Consider the following 13,044-nt stretch of genomic DNA (forward strand, 5'->3'; position numbering starts at 1 on the left):
TCAGGCTGGTTGTCGAATGTCGTAATGAAAGACCTTGGCGATGATCTGCCAACGCCCGTCGACGAAGATCAAGGACAGGAAGTCGGTAAACGCCTTCTCGCCAATGGCACATTGCACCTTGGCAAAAGCCGTTACGGGTCCGGCAAACTCGATCGAGACGATCCTGTCGGCACGCTGTTCGCCGCGGCTTGCCGGCGAGGGGCGCTTGTCGACGATAGGGAAATACCTGTCCATGTCGAGTTCGAGCAGTTCTCCCTCGGTCGCCGTGGCGTAGTGGGCTTTCGGGTGAAAGACCTCGCGCAGGATTGCCGTGTCGCTGAAATAGAGCCCGTCGAAATAACGTCCGAGCACATCGATGACGGCGGCAAAGCGTGGATCGTTGTGGGTGCCGCTCATGCCGCGATCAGTCCTTCCGCCTTCATGGCCGCCTGCACCGCCGGGCGCTGGCCGACGCGTTGCATATAGGCCGTCAGCTGGGGCCAGGGCTCAAGCGAAATTCCGGTGACGCTGGTCCAGTTGACGACGGTGAAGAGATAGGCGTCGGCAACGGAAAAGGTGTCGCCGAGCAGATGGGCGCGACCGTCGGACAGCAGGGCTTCGACGTTGCCGAGCCGTTTGCCGACCTGCGCTGCGGCAGCTTCCTTGGCGTCGGCGCTCGCCGTCTTGCTGAACAGCGGCGAGAACGCCTTGTGCAGTTCGGAAGCGATGAAGTTCAGCTGCTCCTGCAGGCGGGTGCGTTCCAGCGTGCCGTTGGCGGGTGCCAGTCCTGCCTTCGGAAAGCGATCGGCAATATACTGCACGACGGCTGCACCCTCGGTGACGACATCGCCGGTCTCGATCACCAGCGCCGGCACATAGCCCTTGGGGTTGATCGCCTTGAAATCGGCGCCGCTTTCGGTGAGGTGGGTGACAGTGTCGACCTTGACGATCTCGAACTCGACGCCGGCTTCGCGCAGGCTGATATGGGGGGAGAGCGAGCAGGCGCCGGGGGCATAATAAAGCTTCATGGCCAAATTCCTTTTGCAATTGGGTCTCTGTCGAAGACGGCGGAACCTAAACCGATGCGATAACTTTTGTATATGAGATAACTTTATGTTACCGACGTTTCAGGTTTCCCTGGGGTAACTGGAGAATTTTGCCCATGAGCTTGAAAATTCGAAAGAATAGGGCTGCCGCCCTGCCACCGACCTGCCCGGTTGGCGAATGCATGGTCATGCTCGGCGGCGCCTGGGCGCCCAACATCATCTGGTATTTAAGCGGCGGCCCGCGCCGCTTCAGCGAGCTCAAGATCGACATTCCCGGCATCTCGGCAAAAGTGCTGAGCACGCGCCTGAAGGACATGGAGGAGAAAGGCGCGATCGAACGGCGGATCATGCCGACATCGCCGCCTTCGGTCGAGTACCGGCTGAGCGAACTTGGTCAGGAGTTCGTGCCCGCAATCCACGCGATCGTCGAGGTCGGCTACAAGCTCAAGCTTCGCCGCGAAGCGAAGCTCGCAGAGGAAGCCGCCGCCCTGAAGACGGAGCATGCGGTGCCGGCCTGACCGCAACCTATAGCGCAGTTGTGAAGTCTACCATCGGCCCTTGAGCGACTGTGCCGCATGCTCGATGAAGGCGCGGACTTTTGGTGTTTCCGCCTGCCGATCGACGAAGCAGGCGTAGAAGTCGAAGGGCTCATGGTCGGTGTTGGCAACACCTTCGCAAGGTACGCCGCCGAACAGCGGCACAAGCAGGCCGCGCGCGATCAGGTCCGTCGCGATAAAGGCGCCGAGCCGCGTGATGCCGGCACCGGCGATCGCCATTTCGGCCAGCGTGTCGATATCGTTGCTGACGATCGTTGCCTTCAGCTCGGGCTCGAAGCGCAGGCCGTCGCGCACGAAGCCCCAGCGAAAGATCCGCCCGTGCCCGGCGTAACGGTAGACGAGGCAATGATGATGGATCAGGTCTTCCGGCCGCTCGGGCCGACCGTGCCGCTTGATGTAGGAGGGGGAGGCACAGATGACCATCGGCACCGAGGCAAGCTTGCGCGCAATCAGCCCAGGCTCCAGCTGCAGGCCGAAGCGCACGCTGATATCGATGCCTTCGCCGATGTGATCGATCTCCCGGTCGGTGACCACGAGTTCTATCGAGACTTCCGGATGCCGCTCGGCAAAAGATGGCACAAGCGGCGCTACCACATGTCGGCCGAAGGCGACGGAGGACGCGATCTTCAGCGATCCCCGCGGCTCCGCATTCAGTGACGCGACGGCAACGGCTGCGAGTTCGAGATCGTGAACGACGCTGCGCACCCGGTCGAAATAGACCCGGCCGCTCTCCGTCAGGCCCAACTGCCGTGTTGTGCGGCTCAGCAACCGCGTTCCGAGCGTCCGCTCAAGCCGGGCGATATTCTGGCTCGCAGAGGCCGGTGTGATGCCGAGCTTGCGCGCCGCCGCGGCGATGCTGCCTTCCTCGACGCTCCGGACGAAACTCTCGACGCCGCGCAATGTATCCATAATGACATCCATCGAATAGTTGTTTCAATTCGATGGTTTTGCCTAATTCTGAACAAGGCTGCAATGGTCTACCTGCGCGCGGCACCATCCGTATAGTGCCGGCCATACCGCACGGATGATCCTTGCGGACAAGCTACGGAGATCTTCATCATGGAAGATACGATACCCCCGCTGCGGGTCGCGCGCAGCCGCAAGCTGCCGCCCCGCGCGGTGCCGATTGCCTTTGCTTTCTTCATGTCGGCGATCATGGCGTTTCTGATGTGCTGCGTCATCGTCGGCGTCAACACCGGCATCGACGCCGGCTACCCCGCCCGTGTTCTTAGCACCTATGTGTTGGCGATGCCGGTGGCATTCCTTTGCGTGCTGACCGTCCGACCCTTTGTCCTGAAACTCGTCGGTGCCGTCTGCCGCATGCCCGGTTGAGTTTTCGGGCCCGTCCCGGGGAGCCGGGACGGCCGTTGCATTCAAGTCCACATCTCAAGTGAACCGCCTGTTCAGCCACAATTCAGCCTTGTGCCAATATGCTGCGATCATTGTTCCTGGGAGGGGTTCGTGATGATCGGCTTTCGCAGCGTCCTGATTTCACTGGCGGTGGTGACCGCCGGACTTGCCTCCAAGGTGGAGGTCGCTTCAGCCAGCACTTTCGTTGCCTGGGAGGTTTCCGGTGTCGCCTGGAACGACGTGCTCAATGCGCGCGCCTGGCCGTCCTCGTCGTCTGCCGTTCGCGCTGGTTATCCGAATGGAACCAGACTGCAGATGACCGGTCGCTGCATGAACGGCGTCGATCTTCAGCGGATTGCCCGCTGGTCGGCGCAACGGCAGAGTAATGCGGTACGCGCCACCTGGTGCCAGATCTGGCACGATCCGCAACAGAACGGCCGCTGGCAGGAAGGCTGGGTCTACGGCAAGTTCATCCGGCCGGCGCGCTTCTGATCGTTCTCGCCCCCCCCAAAAAAAACATGTCTGCGCCGTTGATGCGATGCACGATGTCGGTCCGCATCACAAAAGCGATTGACGTTGCAATTGCATGACACCGCGTTCGATCAAACTGCTGTATAGGATAGGCGTTTCGCTTTATTCAGCAGTTTGGACGAATGCATGTTGAACAATACTTATGGCAAGCTTGCCTCTCATGTTTATAATTTAGACAAATATATTGGAAAATCCTTCGGCGACGTCGAGTATTATCGCGAACGGTTGAAAGGCTGTTCCGGCCCGATATTGGAACCGGCCGTCGGCAACGGTCGTGTGCTGATCCCGCTGCTTGAAACCGGCCTTGACGTTAGAGGTTTCGATGCCTCGCAAGACATGCTCGACTATTGCCAGGCGCATTGTGCCGAACGCGCGCTGACACCGGCTTTATCACAGCTGACCTACGAGGCGTTTTCCTACGAGGAGCGCTTCGAGGCGATCGTCATTCCTGCCGGCTCGCTGCAACTGATCGCCGACCATGCCACCGCGACCGCGATCCTCAAGCGTTTCCTCGATCATCTTCGGCCGGGTGGCCGCCTGATCTTCGACATCTATCCGCACGATCTTTTCGCCGATGACACTCAGCCGAACATCCGCAGCTGGCAGACCGAGGCCGGTGATCTGCTGACATTGACCAGCCAGCGGGTCAAGGCCGACCTTATCGCCCAGACGACGGTGTCGCACCTGCGCTACGAGCTCTGGTGCGAGGGGAGGTTGGCGTTGAGCGAGCTTGAATTCTTCACGATGCGCTGGTGGGGCATCGAGGAAATGGCGCTGACCTTGCGCGCTGCCGGATATGTCGATCTCGTCATCACGGGCAATTACGATTTCGGTCGTGCGCCGAAGGATGGTGACGAGGTTGTCACCTTCGAGTGCCGCCGGCCGCAGTAGCGGGCGTCCCAGGCAGGATGAAAAGCCACGCCCTCAGTGTGAAGAGGGCGTGGCAACCGCCATCAGCGGCAACGCGTCGTGAAATTCGACTGGTCGAGCTGCTTTCCATTGACGGTCAGCACCGAGCCCGGCGATTGTGTCAGCGAGCCAGCAGTCCATCCGGCGTCGGCGATGCAATCCTTCGGCGTGTTGGTTGTCACAACATCGCCTTTCACATCGATCGACGGCCCCATGAAATAGAGCCCGGCCTTGGCTGCCTTGTCGACCTTCATTCCGTTGAACTCGATATCGCTGACTGGGCCGCCGAGGAACGCGTAGTCGCTACCGTAGATAAACGCGCCGTAGCTGCCGGCATTGGTGATGTTCACGCCGTTGAAGGTAATATCGGAAACGGGGTTGAGGAAGATGCCTGCGTTCCGTGTGCCATCGATGTTCAGACCATTGACGACGATATCCGTGGTCGTGGTCGGCAACGTGGAAGCCGAGACCATCATCAGGCCGTTGATGCCGCCCTTCAGCGTCATGTTGTTGATCTCGACATCCGATGTGCCTTGAAACACGACAAGATCCATGTCGCGGTCCTGCTTCGAGTTGTCGATGGTGAAGTTCTCGATCAGCACATTGTTGGCGGCAACCATCAGCAGTCCTTCGCGCCTCGAATTGCTGATCGTGACATTGTCGAGATAGATTCTGCTCGCCTCGTTGGCGATCACTGGCGGCCAACCGCTTTCGTCGATCTCGCTGCCCGTGAATATTCCGTAGGTCACCTTGTCGATATCGGTGTTGCGGATCGTCAGGCTGCTTGTTCCCAATGCGCTGATGGCGGCGTAAGGCGCTTCATTCGGCTTGTAGACGGTAAATTCGCACTGTGTGTTGTTCTCGCAGATGTAGAGGTCGTGAATGCGGGTGTCTTCAATCTCTGCGCCGACCACCCGTGTCAGGCGAATGCCGTCGTGGCTGGTCTTTGCGATGTCAACATTGTCGATCCAGAGACCTTCAGTCCCGGTGCTGCCGATCCCCGCACGACCCCCACGAATGGCCACGGAAGAGACTGTGCTCAGGGACGCCATCGTGACAACGTCTTGCGCCGGGTCGAAACCGGTCAAAGTCGTCGCCGCGCCCCTGTTGACGAAGTTAGCGGTCGCGCCGCTGTTTGCACCGCGCACCGCAAGCGTGCCACCACCCCCCAGCAGCGTCTGCCCGAGGCCAAGGCTGAGCGACCGTTCAAGGCCGAGATTGCCGTCGACAAGAATGAGCGCACCTGCACCCGCATCTGCCAGCAGCTGGTTGATGCTCGCAGCATTGCCGTTTGCAGCGGATACGTTGATCACTTTCCCAGGCGTGGTGCCATCGTAAACGAACTGTGCCGCTTCGACATCGCCGGTCGCACCGGCATGGGTGCGGATCTTGGCGGAACGTTCGACGCGCTGGACCATCGGATCGAAGGCATCGCTTGCCTTGGCCGTCGCGCCGAACGGGATGCGTAGGCGCGCCATCACGGCGCCCTTGAGCTTGTCCTCGTTGTCATAGGTGCCGGTAACGCCGAGCGATACGGTCGAACCCTCGGAAAGACCGGGCAGGTCGGCGAAGGTCAGTTCCGCGCGCAGCTTGGCGCCGAACATGTCGCCGAGGTTCTTGCCGCCGTACCAGTAGGTGCCGCCGAAAACCTTCAACTGCACATCGGATCCTTCATCGAAGACCGGAAGACGGCCGCCGATTTCGGCATCGAGCCCGCGTCGAGCCCGCTCCTTGCCTTCCTGGAAGACGAGGACATGGTCGCGAACATAGGCGGCATTGAAGGCGCTCAGCGTCTTGGCGCCTGACAGCGGCAAATAGAGATTGCTGCGCATCTCGAGGTCGCCGCTGAGCGCTTCGAGACCGAAGGAGATCTGGTTGAACGAATTGCCGTGCTCGCTCTTCAGATAGTCGTAGTAGCCATAGGCGCCGATGACCCACTGGTCGTTGGCACGGAAGCGGTAACCCGCGCCGATCGAGCCCTGCCGAACCTTGTCGTTTCCTATCGTTCCGCGTGTATCGATGAAAATGGCATTGCCTGAGTCGAGCACGAAAGGCAGGAAGAATCCGCCGCTGGCAGCCGAGCCGCCGCTGAAGAAACCGCCTTCGATTTCAGCCTGTGGTCGGAAATCCACAGCCAGGGCCGAGGACGAAAGCATCGTGCCGCTTGCGAGAGCAAGCGCTAAAATAGTATTGTTTTTCATATTATTAACTCCGCATACACTGGGGCGTTGGCGCGCCCTTGGCGATGCGGTTAGATTATACGACTGTATTACTCAAGTTTATTGATCGATTATCCCATGGCTTTCCAGCGGCGTGATGACGCAGGCTGTGGCAGCACGTCAGATCCACAATCATGGCGGTAGTCCCGGAAAACGTCCCCGGGCCGCGTCCGTTCATTTTCAAAGGGGCGCCAGAGGCCGGAAGACCCTGCCTGTCAGTCGGACGGGCAGGGCTTGCGTTCTCGTCAATTGGTGGCGTCAGGCCTTAAGCGCTGCGACATTGTCCCGGGCGTAGGTCTCCAGGCTACGTGGCTCGTGTCCGGTGAGCGTCTTGACGTCTCCGGTCGGCGTCGCCGTCCAACCCTCGCGCACCGGATGGAAGATTGCGGCCAGGAAGCGCGCATAGTTTTCGGGCACGCCGGCACCGGTCAGGATGCCGACAAAGGTCTCGTCGTCGATAGGTGTGTAGGCGATGGGCTTGCCGATGACGCGCGACAGGATCGCTGCCGCCTCGGCGTAGTTCAGGGCCTCAGGCCCCGTCAGGTTGAAGGCACGGCCGTTGAATGCGTTGCTGGTCAGGGCGGCAGCAGCACTTTCGGCGATGTCACGGGCATCGATAAAGCTCGTCTTGCCTTCCGCAGCCGGTACCGCGATCGTACCGTGGCGGATGCCCTCGATCCAATAGGTCTGGAAATTGTCCGAAAACCAGTTGGGCCTGAGGATCACGAACGGTGCGCCGGTCTTTTCGACCAGCAGTTCGACCTGCCGGTAGGGAATGCTGTCGTCGGCATCGACGCCGATGACCGTCATCAGCACGATTTTGACGCCGCGCGCTGCGGCTGCGGTGATGATCGGCGTCAGCAGGCCGACCGGATCGAGGTGGCCGCCCGGAGTAAGCACGAACATCCGGTCGACCCCGTCGAGCGCGCCGCCATAGCTTGCGTTGTCCTGATAGTCGAACGCGACCGCTTCGGCGCCGGGGATCGGCGTTGCCTTGCGCGTCGCGGCCTTGACGCTTTCTCCCTTTGCGACCAACGCGTCGATCACCTTGCGTCCGACTGTGCCATTTGCTGCGAGCACCAGAATCTTGCCTGACATATCCGTCTCCTTGGTATCGTATAGAAACCATGTTAATAACGGGAACTAGATATAAGTACCGAAAAATGCTGTAAAGGAGGCACTTTCCGGTGACATGGTTTCCTCCGGGAAACCGCCAGTTGGAGCCCGCGCGCTATGGAATACGATGCCTATATCCAGACTTGCCCGACCCGCATGGTGCTGGATCGCCTTGCCGACAAATGGGCGGTGCTGGTTCTCGGCCGGCTTGACGACAAGCCCGTGCGGTTCAATCAGCTAAAACGCGAGATTGATGGCATCTCGCAAAAGGTGCTGTCGCAGGTGTTGAAGAAGCTGGAACGCGATGGGCTGGTCAGCCGCGCGGTCTTCGCGACGGTGCCCGTGACGGTCGAATATGCGATCACACCTCTCGGACGAACGCTGAGCGCCACCGTCGACGCGCTACGCCGTTGGGCCGAGGACAACATCGAGACCGTGCTGGCAGCCCAGCAGAAATACGACCGCGCCGCGGTGTGAGCGACGCGGCACCTCGTCGTGGCGGCGTTGGAGGAGGAAAGTGGCCTCAGGCTGCGAGCCTTAGGCCGATACCCCAGGGATCGACGAGGCTGTAGGCGGTGCCGCTTCGGTTGACCGAAATGCCCATCTCGTCGAGTTTGCCAAGCGCTGCGGTGAGCTCTGCCGGATCCTTGTACTGGATCGTGTAGTCGGAGAGGCCGGTCATGTTGGCCTCACGTTTCGGTGCACCGCGAGAGTTCCAGATATTGGCGGCAACATGGTGATGGTACATGCCCGAGCCGAAGAAGCTTGCGCCCGGATAGCGCGCCATCAGCCCAAGCCCCAGCACGTCGCGGAAGAACGCATCGGCCTCAGGAATATCCGACACCTGCAGATGGATGTGGCCGATACCGGTGCCCTCGGCAAGGCCGTTCCAGTCGTCCTTCGGCGCCTCGTCATAGAGCGCCTGCAGGTTGAGCGGCAGCGTATCCATGCCGACCGTGCCATCGGGCTTGAAGGTCCACTCGGCCCGCGGCCGGTCACGATAGACCTCGATGCCGTTGCCTTCCGGGTCGGCGAGATAGATCGCTTCACTGACGAGATGGTCGGAAGCGCCTTGCAGACGGACATTGTTGTGTGCGGCATGCGCGAGCCAGCGGCCGAGTTCCTCGCGGTTTGGAACGAGGAAGGCCGTGTGGAAAAGACCGGGCGCATTGCGCGGCGCCTTGGCGGTGTTGCCGGCTGTGGTCAGCGTCAACAGCGGCCGGCCGCCCACACCCAGCGTCTCGCCGCTGGCAGCAGTTTCAAGCGGCTTTAGGCCCATGATGCGCTGATACCATTGCGACACCGTCGGCAGATCTTGCACCACCAGATGCGAATGATCGACATGCGCAGGCATTGCCAAGGCGTGATCCGCAGCAACATCGATGGTCTGTGTGGTCTGGCTGGACGTCATGTTTTGCCTCCTTGGGCGCCGAAACTGGAGGCCTTGCCGGGTCCTCAGTTTCGTTGAAACTGTCGGCTGAATATGGGCCCAACCGGGCGTTCACGAAAGACTGCCAGTCACTTGATGTTGTGTTCGATGAGCGTTGACAGTGGCCGTTATCGCCCTAGCTCAATTGCATAGGGCAATGCGATCGCGGCGCTTTCGATTTGATTTCAATCAATGCCGGAAGAGCCGTCTGGGCTCAGTCTCGAAGTCGAGGGATTTGCCCCCGCGTTTCGGCGCCGGCGATCCGGGTAGGCAACGCAAAGGAGTGCAGTATGTACAAGAAGATCATCGTCCCGATTGCCATGGATCAGTTGGAGCATGGTGAAACCGTGCTCGGCATTGCCGAAAAGCTGATCGATGAAGGGGGCGAGATTATCCTGCTCAATGTCGTCGAGGATCTGAACGCCTATGCCCAGGGCTACATGATCGTCGATTTCCCGCTGGAGATGGTCGAAGAATCGCGCAAGCATGCCTTGAAGACGCTGGAAGCGATGAAGGCCAAGCACGGGATCAACGGCCGCATCGAGATCCGCACCGGCGGCGCCGCCGGCACGATCAATGCGCTCGCCAAGGAAGAGAATGCCGACCTCGTGATCATCGCCTCGCACCGACCGGGCCTCATCGATTATTTCATCGGGTCGACGGCGAGCCGGGTCGTCAGCCATTGCCCATGCGCCGTTCTCGTCGACCGGTGAGCCGCCAACAAACAAGAACAGGAGCGTGGCGCGCGTGAAGTGCCACGACTTCAAGGAGTCATCTGATGGACAAGCTTGTGCTTGACGACTTTCGTGAACGGTTGACCAGCCGCAAACGGGAACTCTATGGCCGGTTGGTGAAGATCGAGCATGATCTCGATGAGCCGATGAACGCCGACGTGCCGGATCGGGTAACCGAGCGGGAGAATGACGAGGTGCTGGAAGGTCTTGGCCTTGCCGGCCAGGAAGAGATCCGCGGGATCGACGCGGCCCTCGACCGCATCGCGTCCGGCAGCTTCGGGACCTGCGTGCGTTGCGGCTTGCCGATCTCTTCTGAACGGCTGGATGCGGTGCCGCATACGCCGCTCTGCCAGGAATGCGCGGCCGAGGTTTCGGCCGGGGCAAAGTAGGTTTCCGCCCAGTTTAGCGATCGGCTGTTGAACGATTGGCATGCTTTGTGCCCGGGAACACAGCATGGGAGCCAATTGAAACTGCCAATCTTGCTCCGGGGCTGTGTTGTCTCGCCGTCAGCGCGGCGGGACGTTCGCCAGATCGAGCTTCAATCTCGGCAGGAACCGTCCAGGTACGACCGTCGAGGCGACCATGCCGTCATCGACCGCGCCCAGGCGTCGATAGAAATCGGCGGCGCCGGGATCGGCATCGATCGTCATGACCTTCGCTCCTCTGTTCAGGGCGGTTTCCACGCTCCAGCCAAAGAGCCTCCGGCCGATGCCACCGCGCAACGCGTCGGGATCGACAAACAGCTTGTCGAGTTCGGCAGCGTCACCGTGGCACATCACCTGGGCGACGCCCACGATCTTGCCATCGTCGACGGCGACCTGGATATCCGATTGTTGCCAGTCGGCCACCGCTACCGTCAAGGCGGGCCGACAAGCAGTCATGAACGCCGCGTCGTAGCCCCAGACCGCCTTGGACCGAAGGCAAAGCTGCGTCAGGATTTCGGCCTCGTCCGGCTCCGGCGTGCGTAAAGCCGTCATCACTAGTCCTCCCCGTGAACGTGCGGTTGTCCGCCTCGCTTGCCAATGTGGTTGCGGCCCGTGCTGCGGACAAGGGATGCCCGTCTTCGCAAACACATCATGCCGCTGTTGTAATGCGTTGCAAAAGTTGATGCTTTCGTCATCCTCGAGCCCTTTGCCGCGGCGTCTGGCTGTGGCAGGATAAAGCATATCAGCAACGCGACCGCCGCCTGAGGGCGAAGGAAGGTCGGAGGTGGGGTCCGTGGAATTCGCCGGCGTCAAGTGGAACTATGATCGATCGGAACTGATCGCCGATGGCATCGTGCATGGGGTTGGCCTTGCCGCGGCCCTCGTTGGCGTCACCGCTCTGATCTTTTACGCGATGCTCTGGAGTTCGGCCGGCCAGCTTGCTGCTGCCGCGATTTATGGCACCGGTCTGCTGGCGACCCTGTCTATATCGTTCCTCTACAATCTCTACCCGGTTTCGCGCACCAAATGGTTTCTGCGTCGCTTCGATCACTCGTCGATCTTCGTGCTGATCGCCGCGACCTATACGCCCTTCCTGCAGCGCGGCTGGGACGATCCGTTTCTGTTTGCCATGCTGATTGGCATCTGGGCGATTGCCGCGCTTGGCGTGGGGATCAAGTGCCTCTTTCCCGGTCGGTTCGACCGGCTGGCGATTCTGCTTTATCTCGCCATGGGCTGGAGCGGTGTCCTTGCGGTGGGGCCGCTGCTGTCGGCGCTATCGTCGACGACGCTGGTGCTGATCCTCGTCGGCGGCATCATCTATTCCGCCGGCGTGATCTTCCATGTCTGGGAGAAGCTGCGTTTCCAGAACGCCATTTGGCATGCCTTCGTCGTTACCGGCGCCGCCGTGCACTATTCGGCCGTCATCAACTGTCTGACAGGCACGGCGATATCCTGATCCAGCTCGGCGAAAGCATTTCCAGGAAAAGCAAGACGCGGTTTCCGTTGGGAAACGCGTAAAAACAAAGAGATAGACCGTCTCGGTTTTGGTCGGAAACGGTCACGAACGACACCGCTCAGTTCGGCGCGGCCACGGGTGCTGCCGCCACCGGCGTCTGCTGACAGCCTTCCGAGGGGCGCAAAGCCTCCGCCATCCGCGAGATGACACCATCGAAGCTGGTCAGCCGGCTCTTGCGGTATTGCAGGCGGAAATAGGCCGCGCTGCCGTCGCAGAGCGCAATGGCGCGCGTGTAAAATACCTCGTCGCCGCGCACGCCGGAAAAACTTGCCCAGGCTGCGGTGACGCGCGAGTAGGAAATCCGCCACTGGTCTTCCCGTTCGCTCGCCATCCGATCGTTGACGTCGATCTCGAAATCGCCGTCGACAAGCTCGCTGCCGAAAACGGCGAGCGTGGCGCCGTTGTCGTTGGCATGAAAGCTGACGCCGTCGCCATTGTCGGCTTCACCTTGCGGTTCGAAGCCGGGCGGAATGTCGAGGATATAGCCGAAACGCGGATTGGCGTAGGCATGCCAGTCATCGTCCGCAGCGGCCGGGAACGCAGCCGAGAACAGAAGCGCGAATGCAGCGAGAATGCGACGCATGCGGACCTCCTCCCGACTTGCTTCGACGGTCTGTTTATGAATAGCACATCCGTGCAGGAAGCGCTGTTTCTATCGGAACAGCGGCAAGCCTAAAACCGCAACCTTCCGTTTGCGTCAATCCTCGGTAAACGTCATCGCGTGGCCGTTCAGGCAGTAACGCAGGCCGGTGGGCGGCGGTCCGTCGGGGAAGACGTGACCGAGATGAGCATCACAGTCCGCACAGCGGATTTCGGTGCGCACCATGAAATGTGAACGGTCCTCGATCTCGCGGATCGCCTCATCGTCGATTGCGGCGAAATAGCTCGGCCAGCCGCAACCGGAATCAAACTTGCTGTCGGAGCGAAACAGCGCACGGCCGCAGCAGACACATTCATAGGTGCCCACCCTCTTGTTGGAAAGGAAGGGACCGGTGAAGGCGCGCTCGGTGCCGTGTTCGCGGGTGATGCGGTATTGTTCGGGCGACAGCTGCGCGCGCCACTCCGCATCGGTCTTGATCACTTTCGGCGCCCTTGCGTCTCTCATCGAAGATCTCCCTGTGATTGTCGACGAGTATATAGGATCGCTGGCGGCGCGCCGCAAATCACGCTCGCGTGCCGGCAGGCTGCGATCAGTCTGGGCTGTGTCCGACAGCGGAACTTCAGCTCGATCAG

General features: G+C 60.6%; 17 protein-coding genes. 8 read left to right on the plus strand and 9 right to left on the minus strand.

The genetic code is table 11. The annotated features are described in order from the left end of the window. Together AC1Q80_RS05115 and gstA are read right to left on the minus strand one after the other, a co-directional pair. Entirely contained in the window at positions 1-396 is a 396-nt protein-coding gene (locus AC1Q80_RS05115; RefSeq protein ID WP_173419340.1) for a nuclear transport factor 2 family protein, read from the minus strand. Then, positions 393-1,007, minus strand: a complete 615-nt coding sequence (gstA, locus tag AC1Q80_RS05120; RefSeq protein WP_209787079.1) for a glutathione transferase GstA — start codon at positions 1,005-1,007, stop codon at positions 393-395. Before gstA ends, AC1Q80_RS05115 begins: the two co-directional genes overlap by 4 nt. Positions 1,008-1,141: 134 nt before the next feature. Between gstA and AC1Q80_RS05125 the strand changes: the two genes are divergently transcribed. Continuing rightward, a complete protein-coding gene (locus tag AC1Q80_RS05125) occupies positions 1,142-1,543 on the plus strand; it encodes a winged helix-turn-helix transcriptional regulator (RefSeq protein WP_173419342.1) in 402 nt (133 codons plus the stop codon). Between the two features lie 27 nt (positions 1,544-1,570). Here AC1Q80_RS05125 and AC1Q80_RS05130 read toward each other — a convergent pair whose 3' ends face one another. Then, positions 1,571-2,491 carry a LysR family transcriptional regulator gene (locus AC1Q80_RS05130; RefSeq protein ID WP_209787077.1) on the minus strand — a complete coding sequence of 307 codons (921 nt, stop codon included), beginning with the start codon at positions 2,489-2,491 and terminating at the stop codon, positions 1,571-1,573. 150 nt (positions 2,492-2,641) lie between these two features. Here AC1Q80_RS05130 and AC1Q80_RS05135 point away from each other — a divergent pair, with 150 nt between their 5' ends. From AC1Q80_RS05135 to AC1Q80_RS05145, 3 genes are all read left to right on the plus strand, one after another. Beyond that, positions 2,642-2,914: a DUF2798 domain-containing protein gene (locus tag AC1Q80_RS05135; RefSeq protein WP_173419344.1), complete on the plus strand. Its 273-nt coding sequence runs from the start codon at positions 2,642-2,644 to the stop codon at positions 2,912-2,914. Positions 2,915-3,046: 132 nt separating this feature from the next. Then, complete coding sequence (locus tag AC1Q80_RS05140; RefSeq protein ID WP_234902861.1) at positions 3,047-3,424, plus strand: SH3 domain-containing protein; 378 nt, start codon at positions 3,047-3,049, stop codon at positions 3,422-3,424. Positions 3,425-3,589: 165 nt separating this feature from the next. Further along, positions 3,590-4,354: a class I SAM-dependent methyltransferase gene (locus AC1Q80_RS05145; RefSeq protein WP_492359794.1), complete on the plus strand. Its 765-nt coding sequence runs from the start codon at positions 3,590-3,592 to the stop codon at positions 4,352-4,354. Positions 4,355-4,416: 62 nt separating this feature from the next. On the opposite strand, the gene AC1Q80_RS05150 is transcribed toward AC1Q80_RS05145, so the two are convergent. After that, a complete protein-coding gene (locus tag AC1Q80_RS05150; RefSeq protein WP_492359795.1) occupies positions 4,417-6,573 on the minus strand; it encodes a right-handed parallel beta-helix repeat-containing protein in 2,157 nt (718 codons plus the stop codon). A gap of 276 nt (positions 6,574-6,849) precedes the next feature. Continuing rightward, positions 6,850-7,689 carry an SDR family oxidoreductase gene (locus AC1Q80_RS05155; RefSeq protein WP_492359796.1) on the minus strand — a complete coding sequence of 280 codons (840 nt, stop codon included), beginning with the start codon at positions 7,687-7,689 and terminating at the stop codon, positions 6,850-6,852. Positions 7,690-7,824: 135 nt separating this feature from the next. Between AC1Q80_RS05155 and AC1Q80_RS05160 the strand changes: the two genes are divergently transcribed. Further along, a complete protein-coding gene (locus AC1Q80_RS05160) occupies positions 7,825-8,184 on the plus strand; it encodes a winged helix-turn-helix transcriptional regulator (RefSeq protein WP_209787071.1) in 360 nt (119 codons plus the stop codon). Positions 8,185-8,230: 46 nt separating this feature from the next. Here the strand turns inward: AC1Q80_RS05160 and AC1Q80_RS05165 are convergent, their stop codons facing one another. Then, positions 8,231-9,118, minus strand: a complete 888-nt coding sequence (locus AC1Q80_RS05165) for a VOC family protein (protein WP_492359797.1) — start codon at positions 9,116-9,118, stop codon at positions 8,231-8,233. A 308-nt stretch (positions 9,119-9,426) separates the two neighbouring features. On the opposite strand from AC1Q80_RS05165, the gene AC1Q80_RS05170 reads away from it, so the two are divergent. After that, positions 9,427-9,849: a universal stress protein gene (locus AC1Q80_RS05170; RefSeq protein WP_173419349.1), complete on the plus strand. Its 423-nt coding sequence runs from the start codon at positions 9,427-9,429 to the stop codon at positions 9,847-9,849. 65 nt (positions 9,850-9,914) lie between these two features. Then, positions 9,915-10,259, plus strand: coding sequence for a TraR/DksA family transcriptional regulator (locus AC1Q80_RS05175; RefSeq protein ID WP_209787065.1), 345 nt, complete (start codon positions 9,915-9,917; stop codon positions 10,257-10,259). Positions 10,260-10,376: 117 nt separating this feature from the next. Here the strand turns inward: AC1Q80_RS05175 and AC1Q80_RS05180 are convergent, their stop codons facing one another. Further along, a complete protein-coding gene (locus AC1Q80_RS05180; protein ID WP_492359798.1) occupies positions 10,377-10,847 on the minus strand; it encodes a GNAT family N-acetyltransferase in 471 nt (156 codons plus the stop codon). 241 nt (positions 10,848-11,088) lie between these two features. On the opposite strand from AC1Q80_RS05180, the gene trhA reads away from it, so the two are divergent. Continuing rightward, the gene (trhA, locus tag AC1Q80_RS05185; RefSeq protein WP_173419352.1) at positions 11,089-11,751 is read left to right on the plus strand and encodes a PAQR family membrane homeostasis protein TrhA; all 663 of its coding nucleotides are present in this window, start codon (positions 11,089-11,091) and stop codon (positions 11,749-11,751) included. A gap of 118 nt (positions 11,752-11,869) precedes the next feature. On the opposite strand, the gene AC1Q80_RS05190 is transcribed toward trhA, so the two are convergent. After that, a complete protein-coding gene (locus AC1Q80_RS05190; protein ID WP_173419353.1) occupies positions 11,870-12,394 on the minus strand; it encodes a hypothetical protein in 525 nt (174 codons plus the stop codon). Positions 12,395-12,508: 114 nt separating this feature from the next. Then, positions 12,509-12,916: a peptide-methionine (R)-S-oxide reductase MsrB gene (gene msrB / locus AC1Q80_RS05195; RefSeq protein ID WP_492359799.1), complete on the minus strand. Its 408-nt coding sequence runs from the start codon at positions 12,914-12,916 to the stop codon at positions 12,509-12,511. Positions 12,917-13,044: the final 128 nt, after the last annotated feature.

This window comes from Ensifer sp. GW823-FHT05D09 (assembly GCF_058795755.1).

Bases quoted from the DNA above. Each gene is read 5' to 3' on its own strand.
- AC1Q80_RS05165 (WP_492359797.1), bottom strand. From the start codon at position 9,118: ATGACGTCCAGCCAGACCACACAGACCATCGATGTTGCTGCGGATCAC.
- AC1Q80_RS05135 (WP_173419344.1), top strand. From the start codon at position 2,642: ATGGAAGATACGATACCCCCGCTGCGGGTCGCGCGCAGCCGCAAGCTG.
- AC1Q80_RS05140 (WP_234902861.1), top strand. From the start codon at position 3,047: ATGATCGGCTTTCGCAGCGTCCTGATTTCACTGGCGGTGGTGACCGCC.
- AC1Q80_RS05145 (WP_492359794.1), top strand. From the start codon at position 3,590: ATGTTGAACAATACTTATGGCAAGCTTGCCTCTCATGTTTATAATTTA.
- AC1Q80_RS05160 (WP_209787071.1), top strand. From the start codon at position 7,825: ATGGAATACGATGCCTATATCCAGACTTGCCCGACCCGCATGGTGCTG.
- AC1Q80_RS05150 (WP_492359795.1), bottom strand. From the start codon at position 6,573: ATGAAAAACAATACTATTTTAGCGCTTGCTCTCGCAAGCGGCACGATG.
- AC1Q80_RS05180 (WP_492359798.1), bottom strand. From the start codon at position 10,847: ATGACGGCTTTACGCACGCCGGAGCCGGACGAGGCCGAAATCCTGACG.
- AC1Q80_RS05190 (WP_173419353.1), bottom strand. From the start codon at position 12,394: ATGCGTCGCATTCTCGCTGCATTCGCGCTTCTGTTCTCGGCTGCGTTC.
- msrB (WP_492359799.1), bottom strand. From the start codon at position 12,916: ATGAGAGACGCAAGGGCGCCGAAAGTGATCAAGACCGATGCGGAGTGG.
- AC1Q80_RS05115 (WP_173419340.1), bottom strand. From the start codon at position 396: ATGAGCGGCACCCACAACGATCCACGCTTTGCCGCCGTCATCGATGTG.
- AC1Q80_RS05125 (WP_173419342.1), top strand. From the start codon at position 1,142: ATGAGCTTGAAAATTCGAAAGAATAGGGCTGCCGCCCTGCCACCGACC.
- AC1Q80_RS05175 (WP_209787065.1), top strand. From the start codon at position 9,915: ATGGACAAGCTTGTGCTTGACGACTTTCGTGAACGGTTGACCAGCCGC.
- AC1Q80_RS05130 (WP_209787077.1), bottom strand. From the start codon at position 2,491: ATGGATACATTGCGCGGCGTCGAGAGTTTCGTCCGGAGCGTCGAGGAA.
- AC1Q80_RS05170 (WP_173419349.1), top strand. From the start codon at position 9,427: ATGTACAAGAAGATCATCGTCCCGATTGCCATGGATCAGTTGGAGCAT.
- AC1Q80_RS05155 (WP_492359796.1), bottom strand. From the start codon at position 7,689: ATGTCAGGCAAGATTCTGGTGCTCGCAGCAAATGGCACAGTCGGACGC.
- gstA (WP_209787079.1), bottom strand. From the start codon at position 1,007: ATGAAGCTTTATTATGCCCCCGGCGCCTGCTCGCTCTCCCCCCATATC.